The organism is Dryocola clanedunensis, assembly GCF_038405435.1.
GTDB lineage: Bacteria > Pseudomonadota > Gammaproteobacteria > Enterobacterales > Enterobacteriaceae > Dryocola > Dryocola clanedunensis_A.
Map to the genome: position 1 here is coordinate 299,511 of NZ_JBBYHZ010000002.1, position 20,124 is coordinate 319,634.

18 protein-coding genes are annotated in these 20,124 nt (G+C 55.9%); 10 read left to right on the forward strand and 8 right to left on the reverse strand.

Annotation, left to right across the window (positions count from 1 at the left end):
- Positions 1–39: 39 nt before the first annotated feature.
- The gene (gene ompC, locus AAE045_RS05460; protein ID WP_455546819.1) at positions 40–1,191 is read right to left on the reverse strand and encodes a porin OmpC; all 1,152 of its coding nucleotides are present in this window, start codon (positions 1,189–1,191) and stop codon (positions 40–42) included.
- 476 nt (positions 1,192–1,667) lie between these two features.
- On the opposite strand from ompC, the gene dbpA reads away from it, so the two are divergent.
- Both dbpA and AAE045_RS05470 read left to right on the forward strand, forming a co-directional pair.
- A complete protein-coding gene (dbpA, locus tag AAE045_RS05465) occupies positions 1,668–3,041 on the forward strand; it encodes an ATP-dependent RNA helicase DbpA (protein ID WP_455546820.1) in 1,374 nt (457 codons plus the stop codon).
- A 395-nt stretch (positions 3,042–3,436) separates the two neighbouring features.
- Positions 3,437–4,708 (forward strand): Rid family hydrolase, encoded by a 1,272-nt coding sequence (locus tag AAE045_RS05470; protein WP_455546821.1) that lies wholly within the window; start codon positions 3,437–3,439, stop codon positions 4,706–4,708.
- Positions 4,709–4,771: 63 nt separating this feature from the next.
- Here the strand turns inward: AAE045_RS05470 and nifJ are convergent, their stop codons facing one another.
- Positions 4,772–8,302, reverse strand: coding sequence for a pyruvate:ferredoxin (flavodoxin) oxidoreductase (gene nifJ, locus AAE045_RS05475; protein ID WP_455546822.1), 3,531 nt, complete (start codon positions 8,300–8,302; stop codon positions 4,772–4,774).
- Positions 8,303–8,581: 279 nt separating this feature from the next.
- On the opposite strand from nifJ, the gene AAE045_RS05480 reads away from it, so the two are divergent.
- On the forward strand, positions 8,582–8,863 hold the full coding sequence (locus AAE045_RS05480; protein ID WP_455424514.1) for a putative hemolysin: 282 nt from the start codon (positions 8,582–8,584) through the stop codon (positions 8,861–8,863).
- Positions 8,864–8,865: 2 nt separating this feature from the next.
- Here AAE045_RS05480 and hslJ read toward each other — a convergent pair whose 3' ends face one another.
- On the reverse strand, positions 8,866–9,291 hold the full coding sequence (gene hslJ / locus AAE045_RS05485; protein ID WP_455546823.1) for a heat shock protein HslJ: 426 nt from the start codon (positions 9,289–9,291) through the stop codon (positions 8,866–8,868).
- A 170-nt stretch (positions 9,292–9,461) separates the two neighbouring features.
- Positions 9,462–10,451: a 2-hydroxyacid dehydrogenase gene (locus tag AAE045_RS05490; RefSeq protein ID WP_455546824.1), complete on the reverse strand. Its 990-nt coding sequence runs from the start codon at positions 10,449–10,451 to the stop codon at positions 9,462–9,464.
- 213 nt (positions 10,452–10,664) lie between these two features.
- On the opposite strand from AAE045_RS05490, the gene AAE045_RS05495 reads away from it, so the two are divergent.
- Genes AAE045_RS05495 through AAE045_RS05505 form a run of 3 tightly spaced genes read left to right on the forward strand, consistent with a single transcriptional unit; the run spans position 10,665 to position 13,832 of the window.
- The gene (locus tag AAE045_RS05495) at positions 10,665–13,307 is read left to right on the forward strand and encodes a YdbH family protein (RefSeq protein WP_455546825.1); all 2,643 of its coding nucleotides are present in this window, start codon (positions 10,665–10,667) and stop codon (positions 13,305–13,307) included.
- A complete protein-coding gene (locus AAE045_RS05500) occupies positions 13,304–13,495 on the forward strand; it encodes a YnbE family lipoprotein (RefSeq protein ID WP_455546826.1) in 192 nt (63 codons plus the stop codon). Before AAE045_RS05495 ends, AAE045_RS05500 begins: the two co-directional genes overlap by 4 nt.
- Positions 13,496–13,508: 13 nt before the next feature.
- Positions 13,509–13,832, forward strand: coding sequence for a YdbL family protein (locus tag AAE045_RS05505; protein WP_455424509.1), 324 nt, complete (start codon positions 13,509–13,511; stop codon positions 13,830–13,832).
- A gap of 3 nt (positions 13,833–13,835) precedes the next feature.
- On the opposite strand, the gene feaR is transcribed toward AAE045_RS05505, so the two are convergent.
- Entirely contained in the window at positions 13,836–14,744 is a 909-nt protein-coding gene (feaR, locus tag AAE045_RS05510) for a transcriptional regulator FeaR (RefSeq protein ID WP_455546827.1), read from the reverse strand.
- A 243-nt stretch (positions 14,745–14,987) separates the two neighbouring features.
- Between feaR and AAE045_RS05515 the strand changes: the two genes are divergently transcribed.
- On the forward strand, positions 14,988–16,487 hold the full coding sequence (locus tag AAE045_RS05515) for an aldehyde dehydrogenase family protein (protein ID WP_455546828.1): 1,500 nt from the start codon (positions 14,988–14,990) through the stop codon (positions 16,485–16,487).
- Positions 16,488–16,585: 98 nt separating this feature from the next.
- The gene (locus AAE045_RS05520) at positions 16,586–16,879 is read left to right on the forward strand and encodes a hypothetical protein (RefSeq protein WP_455546829.1); all 294 of its coding nucleotides are present in this window, start codon (positions 16,586–16,588) and stop codon (positions 16,877–16,879) included.
- Positions 16,880–16,914: 35 nt separating this feature from the next.
- Here the strand turns inward: AAE045_RS05520 and AAE045_RS05525 are convergent, their stop codons facing one another.
- The 3 genes from AAE045_RS05525 to ftrA form a co-directional block, all read right to left on the reverse strand.
- Positions 16,915–17,286, reverse strand: a complete 372-nt coding sequence (locus tag AAE045_RS05525; RefSeq protein ID WP_455546830.1) for an RcnB family protein — start codon at positions 17,284–17,286, stop codon at positions 16,915–16,917.
- A gap of 358 nt (positions 17,287–17,644) precedes the next feature.
- The gene (gene mgtS / locus AAE045_RS05530; RefSeq protein ID WP_455424504.1) at positions 17,645–17,740 is read right to left on the reverse strand and encodes a protein MgtS; all 96 of its coding nucleotides are present in this window, start codon (positions 17,738–17,740) and stop codon (positions 17,645–17,647) included.
- Positions 17,741–17,855: 115 nt separating this feature from the next.
- Positions 17,856–18,818: a transcriptional regulator FtrA gene (gene ftrA, locus AAE045_RS05535; protein ID WP_455546831.1), complete on the reverse strand. Its 963-nt coding sequence runs from the start codon at positions 18,816–18,818 to the stop codon at positions 17,856–17,858.
- 111 nt (positions 18,819–18,929) lie between these two features.
- Between ftrA and AAE045_RS05540 the strand changes: the two genes are divergently transcribed.
- Complete coding sequence (locus AAE045_RS05540) at positions 18,930–19,319, forward strand: rhodanese-like domain-containing protein (protein ID WP_455546832.1); 390 nt, start codon at positions 18,930–18,932, stop codon at positions 19,317–19,319.
- Positions 19,320–19,507: 188 nt separating this feature from the next.
- Positions 19,508–20,011 carry a DUF1993 domain-containing protein gene (locus AAE045_RS05545; protein ID WP_455546833.1) on the forward strand — a complete coding sequence of 168 codons (504 nt, stop codon included), beginning with the start codon at positions 19,508–19,510 and terminating at the stop codon, positions 20,009–20,011.
- Positions 20,012–20,124 lie beyond the last annotated feature (113 nt).

A 20,124-nucleotide genomic window follows, 5' to 3' on the forward strand; every position in this document is an offset into this window, starting at 1 on the left:
TAAGGCCTGCGCTTGCAGGCCTTATTAGCTATTGCGTCATTAGAACTGGTAAACCAGGCCTAAAGCAACGATATCGTCGGTAGAGATGCCGTTGTCTTTGTAGAAGTGGTCGTCTTCGTCCAGCAGGTTGATTTTATAATCAACGTAGGTAGACATGTTCTTGTTGAAGTAATAGGTTGCGCCAACGTCTGCGTATTTAACCAGGTCTTTGTCGCCTGAGTCAGCGTGGAGTTTTTTAAGGCTGCTAGTGGTCACATTCAGATCCTTACCTTTAGACATCAGGAAAGAAACTGCCGGACGCAGGCCGAAGTCGAACTGGTACTGTGCGGTCACTTCGAAGTTTTGGGTTTTATTCGCTACGCCGTTGCTGTCGCCGTAAGGCGTCATATTACGGGTTTCGGAATACATGGTGGCCAGATAGATGTTGTTGGCATCGTATTTCAGGCCGGCAGTCCATGCGTCAGCCTTGTCGCCACCTGCGTTAGAGTATTGATACTTCTGCTGATCGTTTGAACGATCGGACGACGCGTAAGCCGCACCGGCGCTGAAGCCCATGCCCAGATCGTAAGTAGATGACAGGCCCCAGCCGTCGCCGTTTTCATTGCGAACGTCGTTATCGCTGTTACGGTTGTTCGTACCTTCCTGATCGTTGCTCTTGCTTTCGTTAGCGCCCTGGTACTGAGCGGCGATGCTCAGGCCGTCGACCAGACCGAAGAAATCGGTATTACGATAGGTTGCCACGCCGTTCGCACGGTTGGTCATGAAGTTATCGGCCTGGGAGTAAGAGTCGCCGCCGAACTCTGGCAGCATATCGGTCCAGCCTTCCACGTCGTACAGCACGCCGTAGTTACGGCCGTAGTCGAATGAGCCGTAGTCGCCGAATTTCAGGCCGGCAAACGCCAGACGGGTCCAGGAGTTATCACCGTTATTTTCGGTGTTGTTCGCCTGAACGTTATATTCCCACTGGCCGTAGCCGGTCAGCATATCGTTGATCTGGGTTTCACCCTTGAAGCCAACACGCACGTAGGTCTGGTCGCCATCTTTACCGGCATCATCAGAGAAATAATGCAGGCCATCAACTTTCCCATAAAGGTCCAGCTTATTACCGTCTTTATTATAAACTTCAGCTGCATGAACGGAACCCGCTGCCAGTAAGGCAGGGATAAGAAATGCCAATGTTTTTCTAAACATACAGAACACCCTCTGAGTATAATTTTTATTAACTGTTTGCTTTATAAGCACACGAGATAGCTCGTGAACTAATCGTACTCAGATAGTTCAAATCCCTTTACGCAGCAGTTGTAAGAAAAATAGCTATACCATGTCAATTTATCACGACTGAAACCTTCATTATCTTTATGAATGAATGAGTTATAATCATCAGTGCATGTATATTTACCTTCCCTGGCGTTTGTTTAAGACAATATTTCTTTATTTTATCGGCTGATAGATTGTTTATCAGAGGGGCAATGAATGCTGAGGCGAGTTTTATTGTGGCTTATTTTTAACCGCCCGGATTATTAAATGTGATTTCACTCCCAAATAGTTTGGTTACATTTCACGAGGGGATAAAACGTGATCTGATGCAGAGAAATGACCCCATCACCCGATTCTGCTAGACTACGCGCCAGCCGCTGCGTGCCAGCCCATCTAGTGAGAGTAATACTGTGACATCTTTTTCTACCCTAAACGTCCTGCCTGCGGAACAAATCGCCAACCTTAATGAGCTGGGCTATCTGTCCATGACGCCCGTTCAGGCGGCCGCGCTGCCCGCTATCCTCGCAGGGAAAGATGTCCGTGCGCAGGCGAAGACCGGCAGCGGCAAAACCGCCGCCTTCGGCCTCGGTCTGCTGCAGCACATTGATGCCAGCCAGTTCATCACCCAGTCGCTGGTGCTGTGCCCAACGCGCGAGCTGGCGGATCAGGTTGCCAAAGAGCTGCGCCGTCTGGCTCGTTACATGCCGAATATTAAAATTCTGACGCTGTGCGGCGGCCAGCCGTTTGGCGTCCAGCGCGACTCGCTGACCCATGCCCCGCACGTTATTGTGGCCACGCCAGGCCGCCTGCTGGACCATCTGAAGAAAGAGACCGTCAGGCTGGATGCGCTGCAAACATTGGTACTGGACGAAGCGGACCGCATGCTGGATATGGGCTTCGCGGACGCTATTGATGAAGTTATCAGCCACGCGCCGGAAAAGCGCCAGACGCTGCTGTTTTCCGCCACCTGGCCAACCGCCATCGCTGCAATCAGCTCCCGCGTTCAGCGTGAGCCACTGACCATCGAAATCGATTCAGTCGATGAGCTGCCCTCCGTTGAACAACAGTTCTTCGAAGTCTCCCGCGGCGGTAAAATTGGCCTGCTGCAAAAGCTGCTCAGCAAGCATCAGCCCGCTTCCTGCGTCGTTTTCTGCAATACCAAAAAAGATTGCCAGGCCGTCTGCGACGCGCTGAGCGAAAGTAACCAGAGCGTACTGGCGCTGCACGGCGATATGGAACAGCGTGACCGCGACCAGACGCTGGTGCGCTTTGCCAACGGCAGCAGCCGCGTGCTGGTGGCGACGGACGTTGCCGCGCGCGGGCTGGATATTAAAGCCCTGGAAATGGTCATTAACTATGAACTGTCCTGGGATCCTGAAGTGCACGTCCACCGCATTGGCCGTACCGCGCGTGCGGGGCAGAGCGGTCTTGCCATCAGCTTCTGTGCGCCGGAAGAAGCCCAGCGCGCAAGCGTGCTGGCGGACATGCTGCATTTGTCCCTGAACTGGCAGCAGGCACCCACCGGCATCACCATTAAGCCGCTTGAAGCCGAAATGGCGACGCTGTGCATCGACGGCGGCAAGAAAGCGAAAATGCGCCCCGGCGATATTCTCGGCGCGCTGACGGGGGATATGGGGCTGGCAGGGGCGGATATCGGCAAGATAGACGTGCATCCTGTCCACGTTTACGTTGCCGTGCGTCAGTCAGTTGCCCGCCACGCCTGGAAGCAGCTGCAGCAGGGCAAGATTAAGGGTAAATCCGTTAAGGTTCGTTTGTTGAAATAAAGAGAGTGCCGGATGACGTCCTGTCGACAAAGAATACCTGGCAGGATGTCATCCGGCAGTTCACCAATCAGCATCTGGAGGATGCCGTACTGCCAATAAACTGTATGTTCGTCACAAAGTGCGGCTGGCACAGAAAAATATTTTGCCCGGAAACTCCCAAAATAATGGGGGATTTAATCAAAATGAATGAATAGTCTCGTTTTGATAAGTTTCGCAGTTTGCCTGTCCTGCTTCAATTTGACGCTGCTCATCCCGCCTTGCTCCGTGAATAATAATCTCTCTTTTTCTCGCTATGATATTAATCTGGCATGAGCCCTCTTTTTTAACGGGTTGACAACCCTTGCCGGGAGGATTAAAAATCATCCATCATTTCAATCTGGAAAAGGATGTTTATTATGAGTGGCTATAATGCAGTCCTGGCAAGAAATACAATTAATGACCCGAATAAAAATGGCTTACAGTCGGATAGCGTCGCTTTTTCCCATTATAATAACCTTTCAGCACAGCTACCCATAGTGCCAGCCACGGGAAAGTTGATAGAAGGTGGGGTTAAAGAACAGGCTGGGCAGTGTTTTAAGAATATCAAATCCATTCTGGAAAGTATTAATCATTCCTTAAATGATGTTGTCAGATTAACGGTCTTTATTCGAAATATAAAAGATATCGAAGTTATCAATGAAGTTTATAAAACTTACTTCCCGGCTTATGTTCCGGCCAGAACAATAGTTGCCGTTGCCGCCTTACCGATGAATGCTCTGCTGCAAATTGAAGCGCTAATTACCAACGGCGAAGGTACTATTCCCAACGCCCCGCAGGCTGGCGATCTCATCAAGCTGACTAATAATACCGGCACTGCGCCGCTTTGCCCGTTGTCAGCGCAGACTGTCTCTTTCTCTCACTACAACAACCTTACCGCGCAGCTGCCCATCGATCCGACATCAGGCAGGTTAGTAGCAGGGGGGATAAAAGAGCAGGCCGCGCAGTGTTTAAAAAATATTAAAGCGATTTTAGAAAGTATAAACGTGCCATTCGATGATATCGTTAAAACGACCGTCTTTATTAAAAACATTTCGGATATCGAAGCGGTAAACGCAGTGTATAAAACCTTCTTCCCGGACTCCGCAATTGCCAGAGCGGTCGGTTATTTCCCGGCGAGAACGGTAGTGGCCGCTTCAGCGTTGCCGATGGATGCTTTGGTACAAATTGAGGCTGTTGTCTCCCACGGCGACGGGACGCCGCCACAGGCGATTGAAGATCGGCACGGGCTTATTATTGAGGCGCATAATACTAACGATGCGCCACTCTGCCCGTTATCCACGCAAACGGTCGCTTTCTCTCATTACAATAATATTTTGGCGCAGCTACCTTTACACCCGGCAAGCGGCAAGATTGTTGCTGGCGGCATAAAAGAGCAGGCCGAACAGTGCCTGAAGAATATAAAGACAATTATTGAAAGCGTTAACCATACGATGGATGATGTCGTGAAAATTAATATCTTCCTCAAGAATATAACGGATCTGGATGCCGTAGATGAGGTTTATAAAAAATACTTCGTAAACGTCGTTCCGGCTCGCAGAGTCGTTGGTGTATCCGCCTTACTTCAGGATGCGCTTATTCAGATTGATGCGATAGTCTCAAACGCGGAAGGAACGCCGCCACGGGCGTAACGGAAAGGAAATACTGCGGGGGAAATCGGCCTGCGTCACAGGCGGTTCCCCCCGCAATGGGCATTACTCGCTACCGGCTTTTTCGGCTTTACCTGCCATCCGGGCCAGGAAGTCATACCTCTTTTGCAAATCCTCTGCCGCATCCTTCCACAGCTGCTCGGCAACGTCCGGCTGCTGGGCGTTCAGGCGGCGGAAGCGCTGCTCTTTCATCAGCGTATCGGCCAGCGCGTCCGACGGCGGACGGGAATCCAGCGCCAGCGGCAGCTTGCCTTCGTCCGCGCGGCGCGGGTCGAAGCGGTAGAGCGGCCAGAAGCCGGTCGCGGTGAGCTGGCGCATCTGATCGTGGCTCAGGGCCAGATCGTAACCGTGCTCCTCGCACGGGCTGTAGGCAATAATCAGCGACGGGCCAGGATAGGCCTCCGCTTCCTGAATCGCCTTCACCGTCTGGTTCAGCTGTGCGCCAAGCGAGATTTGCGCCACATAAACATGCCCGTACATCATCATGCTGACGCCGAGATCTTTACGTGCTTTGCGCTTGCCGTGCTCGCCAAACTTGGTGACCGCGCCGAGCGGCGTGGCTTTCGACGCCTGGCCGCCGGTGTTGGAGTAACACTGGGTATCCAGCACCAGAATGTTGACGTTTTCAGTCAGGCTCAGGACGTGATCAAGGCCGCCGAAGCCGATGTCATACGCCCAGCCGTCGCCGCCAATCAGCCAGATAGATTTCTCTACCAGCGCGTCGGCGTCGGTGAGCAGCTGACGGGCATCCGCGTCATCCACGTTAGCCAGATGCTGGCGCAGAGCGACAACCTGCTCGCGGCGAACTTCCGGGGTAGCCTCAGCGTGAAGCTGCTCGTTGAGCTCCGCTGGCAGCCGGTCGGCGAATTTTTCCAGCAGGCGCATCACGCGGGCGCGGTGCTGATCGACAGTCAGGCGGAAGCCGAGCCCAAATTCGGCGTTGTCCTCAAACAGCGAGTTCGCCCAGGCCGGGCCGCGCCCGTTGGCGTCGGTGGTGTACGGCGTGGAGGGCAGGTTGCCGCCATAAATCGATGAGCAGCCGGTGGCGTTGGCAATCAGCATGCGGTCGCCGTAAAGCTGGGTGAGCAGCTTGATGTAAGGCGTCTCGCCGCAGCCGGAGCAGGCACCGGAATACTCGAACAGCGGCTGGAGCAGCTGCGAAGTACGGATGTCGATACGCTCCAGGCTGGTGCGCTCCATCTCCGGCATGCTGAGGAAGAAATCGTAGTTCTCTTTCTCTTCTTCAACGTGCTCAAGGCGCGACATCATGTTGATGGCCTTGATTTCCGGGTTCTGGCGATCTTTCGCCGGGCAGACTTCCACGCACAGGTTACAGCCGGTGCAGTCCTCTGGCGCGACCTGAAGCACGTATTTCTGGCCTTTCATGTCGCGGGACTTCACGTCCAGCGATTGCAGGGCGGCAGGTGCGTGCTCCATGACGTCCGGCTGAACCACCTTCGCGCGGATTGCCGAGTGCGGGCATGCCGCAACGCAGTGGTTACACTGGGTGCAGATGTCCGGCTTCCAGATAGGGATCTCTTCGGCAATATTGCGTTTTTCCCACTGGGTGGTGCCCATCGGCCAGGTGCCGTCCGGCGGCAGGGCGGAAACGGGCAGGGCGTCGCCCAGACCTGCCAGCATGGCTGCGGTAACAGTTTTGACGAAATCCGGTGCCGCATCGGATACCACCGGCGGGCGCATCGGGCTGCTTTCGTTCACGTCCTGGAGCTGAACCTCCGCCAGGGATTCGCGGGCCAGCGCCAGCGCCTGCCAGTTACGCTCGACCAGCTCCTGGCCTTTGCTGCTGTAGCTTTTGGCAATCGCGCCCTGTAACTCGGCCAGCGCGCTGTCCCCCGGCAGGATGTTAGTCAGATGGAAGAACGCCATCTGCATGACGGTGTTGATACGCGCGCCAAGCTGGCATTCACGGGCGATTTTCGCTGCGTTAACAACAAAGAAGCGCGCCTTCTTCTGGTTTAATACCGCCTGCACTTCCTGAGGCAGCCGGTGCCAGACCTCATCCGCGCCGTAAGGCGTATTGAGCAGGAAGATCCCGCCGGGCTTCAGGCGCTCCGCCATCTGGTACTTGTCGATAAACTGCAGCTGGTGGCAGCCGACAAAGTCAGCCCGGTCGATCAGATAGGTGGCGTTGATCGGCTGCTCGCTGACGCGCAGGTGGGAAACCGTCAGGCCGCCAGCCTTCTTCGAGTCATAAACGAAATAGCCCTGGGTAAAGAACGGCGTCGAGTTACCGATGATTTTAATGTTGTTTTTGGTTGCCGAGACGCTGCCGTCGCTGCCCAGACCGTAAAACAGCGCTTCCAGCTTCGAGCGGGACGGCAGGGTGTTTTCCGGCAGCGGCAGGGATAGGTTGGTCACGTCGTCGTAAATGCCGACGGTAAAGCGAGGGCGGGGCTTCGCCTCTTTCAGCTCGTTAAACACCGCCAGCACGCAGTCCGGGCCAAACTCTTTGGAGGAGAGACCATAGCGCCCGCCAATCACGCGCGGCAGCGTTTCGCGGTCGCCACGGTTGAAGGCTTCGGCAAGCGAGGTCATCACGTCCAGATACAGCGGCTCCGCCAGCGCGCCGGGCTCTTTAGTTCTGTCGAGCACCGCAACGTGACGGGCGCTTTGCGGCAGTACTTCCAGCAGATGGTCCGCAGAGAAAGGACGGAACAGGCGAACTTTAAGGACGCCAACTTTTTCGCCGTGCTGTAAAAGCTCATCAACCACTTCTTCGCAGGTGCCGATTGCGGAACCCATCAGGATAATCACGCGTTCGGCCTGCGGGTGGCCGTAGTATTCAAATGGACGATACTGGCGCCCGGTTGCGGCGGCGAAGCTGTCCATCGCCTGCTCTACATGTTCGTAAACCGCGTTGTACCACGGGTTCGTCGCCTCGCGGGACTGGAAATAGGTGTCCGGGTTCGCAGAGGTACCGCGAATAACTGGATGATCCGGGTTCAGCGCCCGGGCACGGTGTTCGTCAATCTCCTTTTGCGGCAGAAGATCCAGAATGGTGCTGTCCGCCAGCGGAGCAATCTTGTTGATTTCGTGGGAGGTGCGGAAGCCGTCGAAGAAGTGAATAAACGGCACGCGGCTTTTCAGCGTCGCAATGTGCGAAATCAGCGCGAAGTCCTGTGCTTCCTGGACGCTGCTGGCGCAAAGCATGGCGCAACCGGTCTGGCGAATGGCCATCACATCCGAATGGTCGCCAAAAATAGACAGCGCGTGGGTTGCCACCGTACGGGCGGCTACGTGCAGTACAAACGGCGTTAGCTGCCCGGCCAGCTTGTACAGCGTGGGGATCATCAGCAGTAAACCCTGCGATGACGTAAAGGAAGTGGAGAGGGCGCCAGTTTGTAGCGCGCCGTGCACGGTAGCGATAGCCCCGGCCTCGGACTGCATCTCTACCACGCGGGGAGTATCACCCCAGACGTTTTTACGGTCATCCCCGGACCAGGCATCCGCCAGCTCGGCCATTGTCGAACTAGGAGTGATCGGGTAAATGGCAATAACCTCACTGGCACGAAACGCCACGGAGGCGACCGCACCATTGCCGTCGATAGTGATCATATGGTTGCTCTCATTGCGCAAAGATAAAAGACCCGCATAACCTCGGCGAGCCGAAGAATAATGCTTTAAGTCTAGCAAAGGGCGGGAAGCGCGATTTTCGCTTTTGTGTGATGGTTATTGGCGGAATGAATAATCCCGACCAGGAATTATCTGGAGTTTTATCCTAAAAGGTGACCGGCAATACAAATTTAGACACTTTTTGTTGCGTGTCGCCCTCGACCCCGGCAGGGCTGGCGCTTATGATTCATAGGTTTTGCAACGTTCAGGGGGAGAAGAGGAATGCGCGCTGCGTTTTTAGCCGGCTGTGCCGCACTGGTGTTATCCACATCGCTGTTAACGGCATGTAGTAGTGAACCACCGCAACAGGCAACGGCTGCCCACGTTCCACCGGGAATGAGAGCGGCGATGTCAGGTCAGAGTGAGGCGAATTGCGCAATGATTGGCGGGACGTTAAGCGTGGCTCGTCAGCTGGACGGCTCGTCTGTGGGCATGTGCGCCATGCCCAACGGCAAACGCTGTAGCGAGAACGCGCTTGCCGCCGGAACCTGCGGGTCTTACTAGTCTTAGTTGACCAGATCGGCCAGCTTATACACTAAGGTGTGCTGGCTGGTTTTCAGCGTCAGCTGCTGTTTCGCTAAATCTACCTTCGCGCCGCTGGTCAGCATGTCGTTAATCATATGATCCAGCTCGTTGAGCTGCGGCTCCACGCACATCATCATGGTCATACCCAGGCCTTTCGCCGACAGGGTGTTATCTTTCAGCGTTGCCTGCCCCATAAAGCGGTTACACATCGCGCCATAAACATGCATATTTTCACCGAAGCTCAGCTCCGGCACGCGTTTAATGCCGGTCAGCGGTTTGCCGTCTACGCTTTGCAGCACGTAGCGGTGATGCTGTAAATCCTGGGCGGTGACCGTTCCTTTGTCACCGGGCTGCGCACAGCCCGCCAGCACCATGGTAGCCAGCATCAGTGAAGCTAATTTTTTCATTTCTTCTCCCTAAGGTATTGATTTCGTCAATGAGTTGGCGCCACTGTGGCAAAAAGCGGGCCGGGTTGCAGTAAGGATAATCTTAAAAATATTCGGTGGATGACACCCTGCGGCTTACTGCCGTAGGCCGGATAAGCGAAGCGTCATCCGGCGCTGTACGGTGGACCGAATCAGTTTACCTGGTTAACGCAGGGCTCACCGTTCTCAAGCTGACGCAGGTTCTCCAGCGTGGTCTCGGAGATGCTGGTTAACGCCTCGGCGGTCAGGAAGGCCTGATGCCCGGTGAACAGCACGTTGTGGCAGGCGGAGAGGCGGCGGAAGACGTCATCCTGGATCACGTCATTGGACTTATCTTCAAAGAACAGGTCGCGCTCGTTCTCGTAGACGTCCATGCCCAGCGCGCCAATCTTCTGGGTTTTCAGCGCTTCTATCGCCGCCTGGGAGTCAATCAGGCCGCCACGGCTGGTGTTAATCACCATCACGCCGTCCTTCATCTGGTCGAACGCGGTGCGGTTCAGCAGATGATAGTTTTCCGGCGTCAGGGGGCAGTGCAGCGAGATAACGTCCGACTGGGCGAAAAGCGTCGGCAGGTCGACATACTCCACGCCAATCTCCAGCGCCGCCGCGCTTGGGTACGGGTCGAAGGCCAGCAGGCGCATGCCGAAGCCTTTGAGAATGCGCAGCGTCGCCACGCCGATTTTCCCGGTGCCAATGACGCCCGCCGTTTTGCCGTACATGGTAAAACCGGTCAGCCCTTCAAGGGAGAAGTTAGCGTCGCGGGTACGCTGATAGGCACGGTGAATACGACGGTTCAGGCACATCATCATGCCGATGGCGTGTTCGGCCACCGCCTCCGGGGAATAAGCCGGAACGCGTACAACCGGCAGATCCAGCTCTTTGGCCGCGTCCAGATCCACGTTGTTGAAGCCCGCGCAGCGCAGGGCGATAAACTTCACCCCCTGCTTTTTTAGCTCTTCCAGCACCGGGCGGCTGCCGTCGTCATTAACGAAGATGCAGACGCCGTCGCAGCCGTGGGCCGTTTTGGCGGTTTTCTCTGTTAGCAGGAAGTCATAAAATTCAAGATCGAAGCCATATTCCTGGTTAACATTCTCCAGATACTTCTTGTCATACTGTTTTGTGCTGTACACGGCCAGTTTCATAAGACTTTTCTCCAGATGGTTTTAAGGCTAAATTATCATGCTTAAAATTTTCTTACAATTCTTAAAAAAGAGTTTTTGAAGGCCTTTCGCCCCCATCGAATGCCGCTCATCTAAGCTTAGTCGATGGCGCAGCCTTCACGCCCAACGCGAATCATGCCAGAATGGTGGCATCATCCGGCATAAATTGCCGCTGAATCAGGATATTAACCGCCCATGAAGGGTAAATATAAAGCCATAATTGCGCTGGTATTGATACTCATTTTGCTGCCGCTGGCGCTGCTGCTGACCGTCGCCAGCTGGCTGCCGACCCTTGCAGGGGTCTGGCTCCCGCAGGGGACGCGCATCGCGCTGGAAAAAAGCCCCCGGCTGAGCCGTGGCGCAGTTATTATCCCCGATCTTCGTTATCTTGCCGGAGACTGCGAACTGGCGAGCCTCAAAGATGCCACCTTAAGCCATCCTTCCCGCTGGCGGCTGCACGTCAATGAGCTGAATATTAACCCTGACTGTATTAGTAAAATTCCCGTAGACAATTCTGGACCGGCAGCGCCCCGAACCCTTGCCGAGTGGCAGTCGTTGCTGCCGCGGACGCTGCTGACCATTGATAAGGTGAATGTTACGCCCTGGCAGCAATTTGCGGGCGGACTTCGCGTTTCGCTGACGCCCACGCAGCAGGAGGTGCATTACTCTGGCCCGCTGCTCACCGTGGACGCAAAGTTAAAAGGGCAGTCCCTTGAGCTGGAGCAGTTTAAGGTGCGTGCCTTTGAGGGGATGGAGCCTGTGGAACTGGTGGGGAAATTTACCCTGCCGCTTGTGCCAAATGGCCTGCCGGATCAGGGTTATGTAACCTCCACGCTGCGCATCCCCCAGGAGCCTGAGCTGATTCATGCCGTGCTTGACTGGCATGAAGAACAAGGATCGCTGACCCTGCGCAAGTCAGACGACAGCGAACCCCTGGCCATGCTCCCCTGGACCATCAGCAGCAGCATATTTGAGATCAACGGCGGCCAGTGGCAGTGGCCCTATGAGGGCGTTCCGCTACGCGGCGGCGTTGCGCTGCGTGTCGATAACTGGCAGCAGGGGCTGGACGGGGCCACCCTCAGCGGGCGCATGAACGTGGTCACGCAGGGTCAGGCGGGCAAGGGCAACGCGGTGCTGAACATCGGTCCTGGCAAGCTCAGCCTGACCAACAGCGCGCTGCCGTTGCAGCTGACCGGCGAGGCGAAACAGGATGCGCTGGTGTTCTACGCCGTGCTGCCAGGTGAGCTAAGCGGCGCGCTGACCAACCCACAGTTATTGTTCAGGCCCGGCGCGCTGCTGCGCTCGCGCGGCCGGGTTATCGACTCGCTGGATATTGACGAGATTCGCTGGCCGCTGGCCGGGGTGCGGCTCACCGCGCAGGGCGTGGACGGGCGTTTGCAGGCGATTATCCGCGCGCATGAAAATGAAATGGGCAGCGTCGTACTCCACCTGGACGGCAAAGCGGACAATTTCCTGCCGGACGCAGGGCTGTGGCAATGGCACTACTGGGGCCGCGGGGGCTTTAAGCCAATGAACGCCCGCTGGGACGTGAGCGGCAAAGGGGAGTGGCGCGACAACCTCATTGAACTGACTTCGCTGTCGACCGGGTTCGACAAGCTGCAATATGGCACCATGCAGATGAACGCTCCGCGTCTGGTGCTTGAGAAACCCGTTCGCTGGGCGCGTGATGAAGCCCATCCATCGTTCACCGGGGCGCTTTCGCTTGATGCCGGGAGCACAACGTTCACCGGCGGCAGCACGCTCCCCGCGTCCACGCTGAAATTTAGCGTGGACGGCGAGGATCCTTCCTCGTTCCAGTTCAAAGGCGATCTCCACGCGGGGGCTATTGGCCCGGTGCGGGTTATAGGCCGCTGGGACGGCGAGCGCCTGCGCGGCAACGCATGGTGGCCCGAGCAGGCGCTGATGGTATTTCAGCCGCTCGTTCCGCCGGACTGGAAGCTGGATCTGAAAGAGGGCAGCCTTTACGCCCAGGTCGCGTTCTCGGCGGCCAGCGGGCAGGGCTTTGAAGCCGGGGGCCACGGCGTGGTGAAAAAGGGCAGCGTCTGGCTGCCGGACAACCAGATCAACGGCGTTGATTTTGTCATGCCGTTCCGCTTCAGCGACGCAACATGGCATCTGGGTACCCGTGGTCCGGTGACGCTGCGCATTGGCGAGGTTAAAAACCAGGTCACCGCGCAGAATATTACTGCCGATCTCGAAGGCTGGTATCCGTGGAGCGAGGACAGGCCGCTGATACTAAGCGACGTCAGCGTTGACATTCTGGGCGGCAAAATTCTCATGCAGCAGCTGCGCATGCCCCAGCGCGATGCGGCGCTGCTGCGCTTACAAAATATCTCGTCAAGCCAGCTGGTGTCCGCCGTCAATCCGAAGCAGTTCACCCTGTCGGGGCCGATAAGCGGCGCGCTGCCGCTGTGGCTGAACCATCCGCAGTGGATAATCAAAGACGGCTGGCTGACCAACCCCGGCGCGCTGACCTTCCGCATGGACAAAGACATGGCGGACGCCATCGTTGCCAACAATATGGCGGCGGGAGCGGCAATAAACTGGCTGAGGTATATGGAGATTTCGCGCTCGTGGACCAAAATCAACTTAGATAACCTGGGCGAGGTGACGATGAGCGCAAGCGTCACCGGCATCAGCCACGTTGAGGACAAGAAAAATACCGTGCATCTCAACTATACCCATCAGGAAAATCTTTTTACGCTCTGGCGCAGCCTGCGCTTCGGCGACAATTTACAGACCTGGCTGGAAGAGAACGCCGCGATCCCGCGGGCGCGCTGCCAGAAACCCGGTGAAGCATGTGAGGATACACAATGAAATTTTATAGTGCCGCAGGGCTGGCTGCCGGGCTTGTGCTGCTGTCGGGATGCACGCCGCGCATTGAAGTGGCGGCGCCGAAAGAGCCGATCACCATCAACATGAACGTGAAGATCGAGCATGAGATCCACATTAAAGTCGATAAAGACGTGGAAACCCTGCTGAAAAGCCGCAGCGATCTGTTTTGATGAGGGCTAAGACATGAAAACGACACTTAAAGCCGCGCTGATGTGCACGATGCTGTTCAGCCAGCCGCTGCTGGCGGTAACGCTGAATGAAGCGCGGCAGCAGGGGCTGGTCGGCGAAACGCTGAGCGGCTATATCGCGCCGATCAAACAGGATAAAGAGACGCTGGCGCTGGTGAACAGCATCAACGAGGCGAGGGCGGCGCACTACCAGCAGCTGGCCGACAGCAATAATATTTCCGTTGATGAAGTGGCGAAGCTGGCCGGGCAGAAGCTGGTGACGCGTGCAGCTCCAGGCGAATATGTGCGTGGCATCAACGGGCAATGGATGAAAAAGTAGCGCCTATTGCCACCTCTTACGGTATTCACCCGGCGACACGCCAAAGCGCAGCTTAAACGCGGTGGAAAAGTGGCTGTGATCGGTAAAGCCCCAGCTGTAGCCGATCCCCGCAAGCTTTTCACTGGCGCAGGCGGTGCGCAAGGCCTGGGCGCATAAGTCCAGGCGGCGGTTCCTGATGTACTGCGCAACCACCAGGCCTTTATCCGCGAACATGCGGTAGAGGCTGCGCACCGACATTCCCGCCTCGCCGGCAATCCACTCCGGGCGTAAAGCTTCCGACTGAATATTGTTATCGATCAGCGCCATGACCCGCGCGAGCTGCCTTTCTTTTTTAGAGACAGCGGTATCCCGTACCTGCAGCACCGGCCGCAGCAGGCAGATTATCGCTTCCAGCGCGGCCTCACTTTCGCAGGCGTTAAGATCCGGACTCTGCATGCTTTCATGCAGCAGACGCTGGCTCAGCTGAACCACGGGCATCTCACCATTCAGACGCCTTGCGCAGGGGATATCGCCGCTGCGCAGGTTCTGCTCAACCAGATGGCGCGGCACCAGCAGCGAAACCTGCCTGGCGCGCTGCGTATAGGTGAAGCTGCTGGGGCGGGAGGCGTCGATGAGCGTGATATCTCCCCGGCGCATCACGGCCTGGCTGCCGCCCTGTTCCATCACTGCTTCCCCCTCAAGCTGGAAAACCGTATAGAACCAGGCGTCGTTGCCGCGGCTGACCTCCTGCTGGGTGCGGAACAGCCGGGCGTGGGCGATATCCACCACGCTCAGCTTCATGGCATTGGCATGGTGCTCTTCAAGCGTGCCGCGGAAACCCTCATCCAGCAGCTGTCCGGCAAAATGCCCGCAGGCCCGGTTGATGTGGCCCAGCCAGCTGTCAAATCGCTCGTTATTATCCGGTACTGCCATTAATCCCCCCACGGCCTGCCAGTGTGTTTATCAATACTTACAGGTTGCGCGATGCGGTTGAAGCCTTTCGCGTCTGGTATAGGAATTCACTATAGATAAGCGCGGCGCGAAAACGTCGGACAATGTCGCCAAATGCGGAGGCTGTCACAGGGAGCAAAGTCATTGGCAGGAACGTGAAAGGCAATTATGGCGTCTGTGACTAGACTGGAAGCCATAAGCTTTATGCCATGATAAGGAGAAAGTATGTCCGCTCAAACAGTTGCTACTCTGGGATCCGTACAGCATTTTCTGGCGAGAAACCACGGGCTTTATATTGACGGAGGCTGGCAGGACTCGACAAACGACGCGCGGCTGAAGGTCTTTAACCCGGCTGACGGGCTGCAAATCGCCACCAGCGCGGACGCCAGCGAGCAGGACGTTGATAAAGCCGTAACGTCGGCCTGGCGAGCTTTTACCAGCGGCGTATGGGCCAATATGCTGCCCGCCGGGCGTGAAAAAATCCTCCTGCGCTTTGCGGATCTGCTGGAAGAAAACGCCGAAGAAATGGCGCAGCTGGAAACGCTGGAGCAGGGGAAATCCATCAATATTTCCCGTGCGTTTGAGGTGGGCTGTGCGCTGAACTGGATGCGCTATACCGCCGGGCTGACGACTAAAATCAGTGGCCGCACGCTGGATGTTTCCATCCCGATGCCAGAAGGGGCGCGCTACCAGGCGTGGACCCGTAAAGAGCCGGTCGGCGTTGTGGCGGGCATTGTGCCCTGGAACTTCCCGCTGCTGATCGGCATGTGGAAAGTCATGCCCGCGCTGGCGGCAGGCTGCTCCATCGTGGTGAAACCTTCCGAAACCACGCCGCTGACTCTGTTACGCATGGCAGAGCTGGCCAGCGAAGCGGGGGTGCCTGATGGGGTATTCAACGTAGTAACGGGGACGGGAGCGGGCTGTGGACGGGCGCTGACGGAACATCCCCTGATTGCTAAAGTCAGTTTTACCGGCTCGACCGCGACGGGCAAAGGCATCGCGCGGGCAGCGGCAGACCGCTTAACCCGCGTCACGCTGGAGCTGGGCGGTAAGAACCCGGCCATTGTGCTGAAGGATGCCGATCCGGCGATGGTTATCGAGGGGCTGATGGCGGGCAGCTTCCTCAACCAGGGGCAGGTCTGCGCCGCCAGCTCGCGCATCTATATTGAATCCCCGCTGTTCGATTCGCTGGTCGGCGACTTTGAGCTGGCGGTAAAATCTCTTTCCGTAGGCGCGGGCATGGATACGGCCACGCACATCAATCCGCTGGTCTCGAAAGGGCATCAGCAAAAAGTGGCCGATTACCTGATAGACGCCCAGCAGCATAATGCGGAGCTGATAACCGGCAACGCTGGCCCGAAAAACGGGGGATATTACGTGCCGCCGACGCTGGTGGTTAATCCGTCCGCCGAACTGCGGCTGAACCAGGAAGAGGTGTTTGGCCCGGTAGTAAATCTGGTGCGCGTCAGCGATGCGGAAGAGGCGTTGCGGCTGGCGAACGACACCGAATACGGCCTGACGGCGAGCCTGTGGACCAGCAACCTGCAGGCGGCGATGAGCTACACTTCGCGCATTCAGGCCGGTACCGTCTGGGTCAACAGCCATACGCTGATCGACGCCAACATGCCGTTTGGCGGCATGAAACAGTCAGGTACGGGCAGAGATTTCGGCCCGGACTGGCTGGATGCCTACACGGAAACGAAATCTATCTGCGTGCGTTATTAATCGGCATCTGGCACCTGCCGGGTCGACCCGCGTCGATTTGGCAGGTATATTTCGCCGGGATAACCGCGCACGTTCGCGCATACGAATAAGGGAACTCCATGGCAAAGCACCCCATTGGCAAGCATCTGCGCGCCCCGGTCACATTTAACGAGAAAAACGTCCTGATCTACGTAGTTCGCGGCTCACAAATCGAGCATATGCCGCCGGATGAAGACGAAGATTATCCGGGCGATATGCAAATGCTGATGCCGGTATTAACAAAAGATTTTGACGCGGAATTAAACGGTACGCTGGAGGAGTGCGGCGCTGGAGACGTGATCGTCTTTATGTGTACTACGGATCTTATATTTGAATATGGCTATTCGAAAATAAAAGCGATGCGCAGCGCCTGAAAATAACCCCGAGCGTTCGGGGTTATTATTTCGAATTAGTTACCGTAGAAAATTTCGCCCTTGACGGCACGCACAATTTTCCCTTCCGCATCGGTAATCAGCACGTAGTTACCGCCCATATAGGTCCAGTGGCTGCCTGCTTCTGGCGCAGGAAGGTGGCGGATTTGCCAGGCGTCTATCTGATAAGGTTTAGTGCGATACAGGTCCGGCACAACGTCCCCAATGGCAAAGTGCTTATAGTCAGCAAAAAACTCTTTTAGCTCAAAAGAGGAAGGGTCGTTAGTTTTTGGTGTGGCTGCGGTTTTTGGCGTGGCGGCCTTAGCCGGTTCACCATAGGCCTGTGCTGAAAAAGCAGCGGGCAGCGTCATCAGAAGGACGGACAGCATTACAACTTTCGACTTACGCATAACTTTTCACCTGTTAAAATTTTTGTGCTGATATGACCGTATCATCCCCTAAACAACTCTGTCGAATGATGAACAAACGTAACATAATGATAATGGTCGACAAGGTGCCAGGCGGCAAGCAGCAATATTAAGCGTATTCACGCCTTTCGTTTAGGCAAGGTTGAGGTCAGGCGGGCTATTTTGAGAGTCATCTGAAGTCTGCGCTTAATAAAACAGCAGGCTCAGCGAACAAAAATAAAATCTATCCATGCATCTTGAACCGTCACCAGAGTGGCGGTTTTTTTTCGCCGCCATAAAAAAAGCCCCCCGAGATTTGCATCTGCGAGGGGCCGTGTTGGTGGGGGAGCATCACCGTTCATTAGTCATCCCATTTGTGGCTCAGATAAGCGGCCAGAAAACCGGAAAAGACAATAATTCCCAGTACGGCCATAAATACGTTCATATTTCCCAGCATAACTATTCCTCCTTGCTGCGCATTTCGATAGAAATACCTCTCGTTAATTAAATTACTCAGTTGAGTGCCCCGATATTAGCGGACACAAGTTAAACAAGAGCTAACCGGCTGTAAACTATTCGCCGGTTGAAGTAAATATTTTTCGCCAGGCCGCGGGGCTGGTGGCTAGCTGTTTACGAAAGTGATGGCGTAACGTCGCCGCGCTGCCAAATCCCGTCAGCTCTGCAATTTTCTCAACGGAAGCACTGCTGTTTTCTAATAAATCTCGGCAGCGGGCTAAACGGGCGGCAAGAAGCCATTTTGCCGGTGTGGTGCCGGTAGCCGCTTCGAAACGACGCAAAAAGGTACGCGGACTCATGCCGACAAATTTTGCCATGCTGGCAACGCTGTGCAGCCCGGCCAGGTTAGCATGCAGATAATCAAAGAGTGGACCCAGGCGATGGCTCTCATAGGCAACGGGAACCGCCTGCTCAATAAACTGTGCCTGACCACCGTCGCGGTGGGGAGGGACCACCAGGCGGCGAGCGACGCTGTTTGCCGCCGCGCTGCCATAATCCCGACGTACCAGGTGTAAACACAGGTCGATTCCCGCCGCGCTACCGGCAGAAGTAAGCACGCTGCCGTTATCAATATACAGTACGTCTGGCGTAACCTGGATGTTCGGATAGCGCTGCTGGAGCAGATCGGTATAGCGCCAGTGGGTCGTGGCCCGCTGGTTGTCCAGCAGGCCCGCGGCGGCCAGAACAAACACGCCAGAGCAGATAGTCAAAAGCCTGGCACCGCGATTGTGCGCCGCAATCAGAGCCGCACACAGATCTGGTGGAACGGGCGCGTCGGCTCCACGCCAGCCGGGTATAATGATTGTTCCGGCTTGCTCCAGCAGCTCAAGGCCTCCATCTACCGCAAAGCGTATGCCTCCGGTCGCCCTTAATTCACCTTGTTCGATACCCGCGACGGCAAAGCGATACCAGTCGTCGCCCATTTCCGGGCGGGCCAGCCCGAAAATCTCCACCGCAACCCCAAACTCAAAAGTACAGAGGCCGTCATAGGCCAGGGCAACAACCAGCGTGTTGGTCATGAAACGTTCCGCAGTAAATTTGGCATGATGTTCACGCTATATGGCATTCCTGCCACCTGTCAACAAGGCAGCGGAGCACTATAGTGTTGGCACACCTACTGAGGAGCGCCCATGAGCTACGTAACAGAATACACACCCGCCGCACCAGAAATCGCCGCCGCCCATTTTTTGCAGCGTCTGACTCTGGAAACCGACTGTGACGATGTGCACAGCTCAATGAAAGAAGGGGATATGGATTTCGTGCTTTTGCATGTTGTGGGCACGCCAGAGGCGTTTAACCGCCGCCATATCCCCGGCGCGCTGCATCTGCGGCACCGGGATATGACCGTGGAGCGCATGGCCGAGTGGCCGGCCGATACGCTGTTCGTGGTCTACTGCGCTGGCCCACACTGCAACGGTGCCGACCGGGCAGCCCTCAAGCTGGCGCGCATGGGACGCCCGGTCAAAATCATGATCGGCGGTATTACCGGCTGGGCCGACGAGGGGTTTGAATTTGCGTGATGGGTTTAAAGGTGCAGAATACGCGGAGTTAACAGCAAGAAAAGCCCTCAGTAACAGATGTACCGAGGGTTGCAGAGTGCAGGACTACCAATGCGAATAAACACTAAGGCTAACTTCAGAGGAACAGCTTTGAAGTTAACGTAATGTTAATTATATGTCTATATGTTTGTAAAAATAAGAGGTTTGCAATGTCACTCTATAGCGAAACAAAAGCACAGTTCATTCACGGTTTGCACAACCTGAGCGCCATTCTTGAACAAAGTGCGGCCTGGTCGAAAGAGCACGTCAACGGTGAAGCAGCCCTGCTGGAAATGAAACTGGCGGACGATATGTTCCCGCTGGCCCGCCAGGTGCAGGTGACCTGTGATATGGCTAAACGGGCCGTGGCTCGCCTGGCCGGTGTCGAAGCTCCGGTTATGGAAGACACAGAAACAACTGTCGATCAGCTACGGGCCCGTATCGCAACAACAATTGCGTGGATGGAAAGCGTGCAGGATGTTCAGCTGGAAGGGGATGACGAAAGGCCGATTCTGGTTAAAGCTCGCGAACATGAGCTGCATTTCACAGCCCAAAGCTTCGTGTTCAAATTCGCAGTGCCAAACTTCTATTTCCACTTCACGACCGCCTACGACATTCTTCGCCACGCGGGTGTCCCGCTCGGTAAGCGCCATTTTCTGGGTAAGATTAACTAGTTCTGTCCATGGGGAGGTCGAACAGGCGCGGCCTCATTCGAAAAAAAAGGCGGAAAGCAAAATGCTTCCCGCCTTAAGTTACAGACAGCCCCTTGCGTAGGTCGGATAAGCGC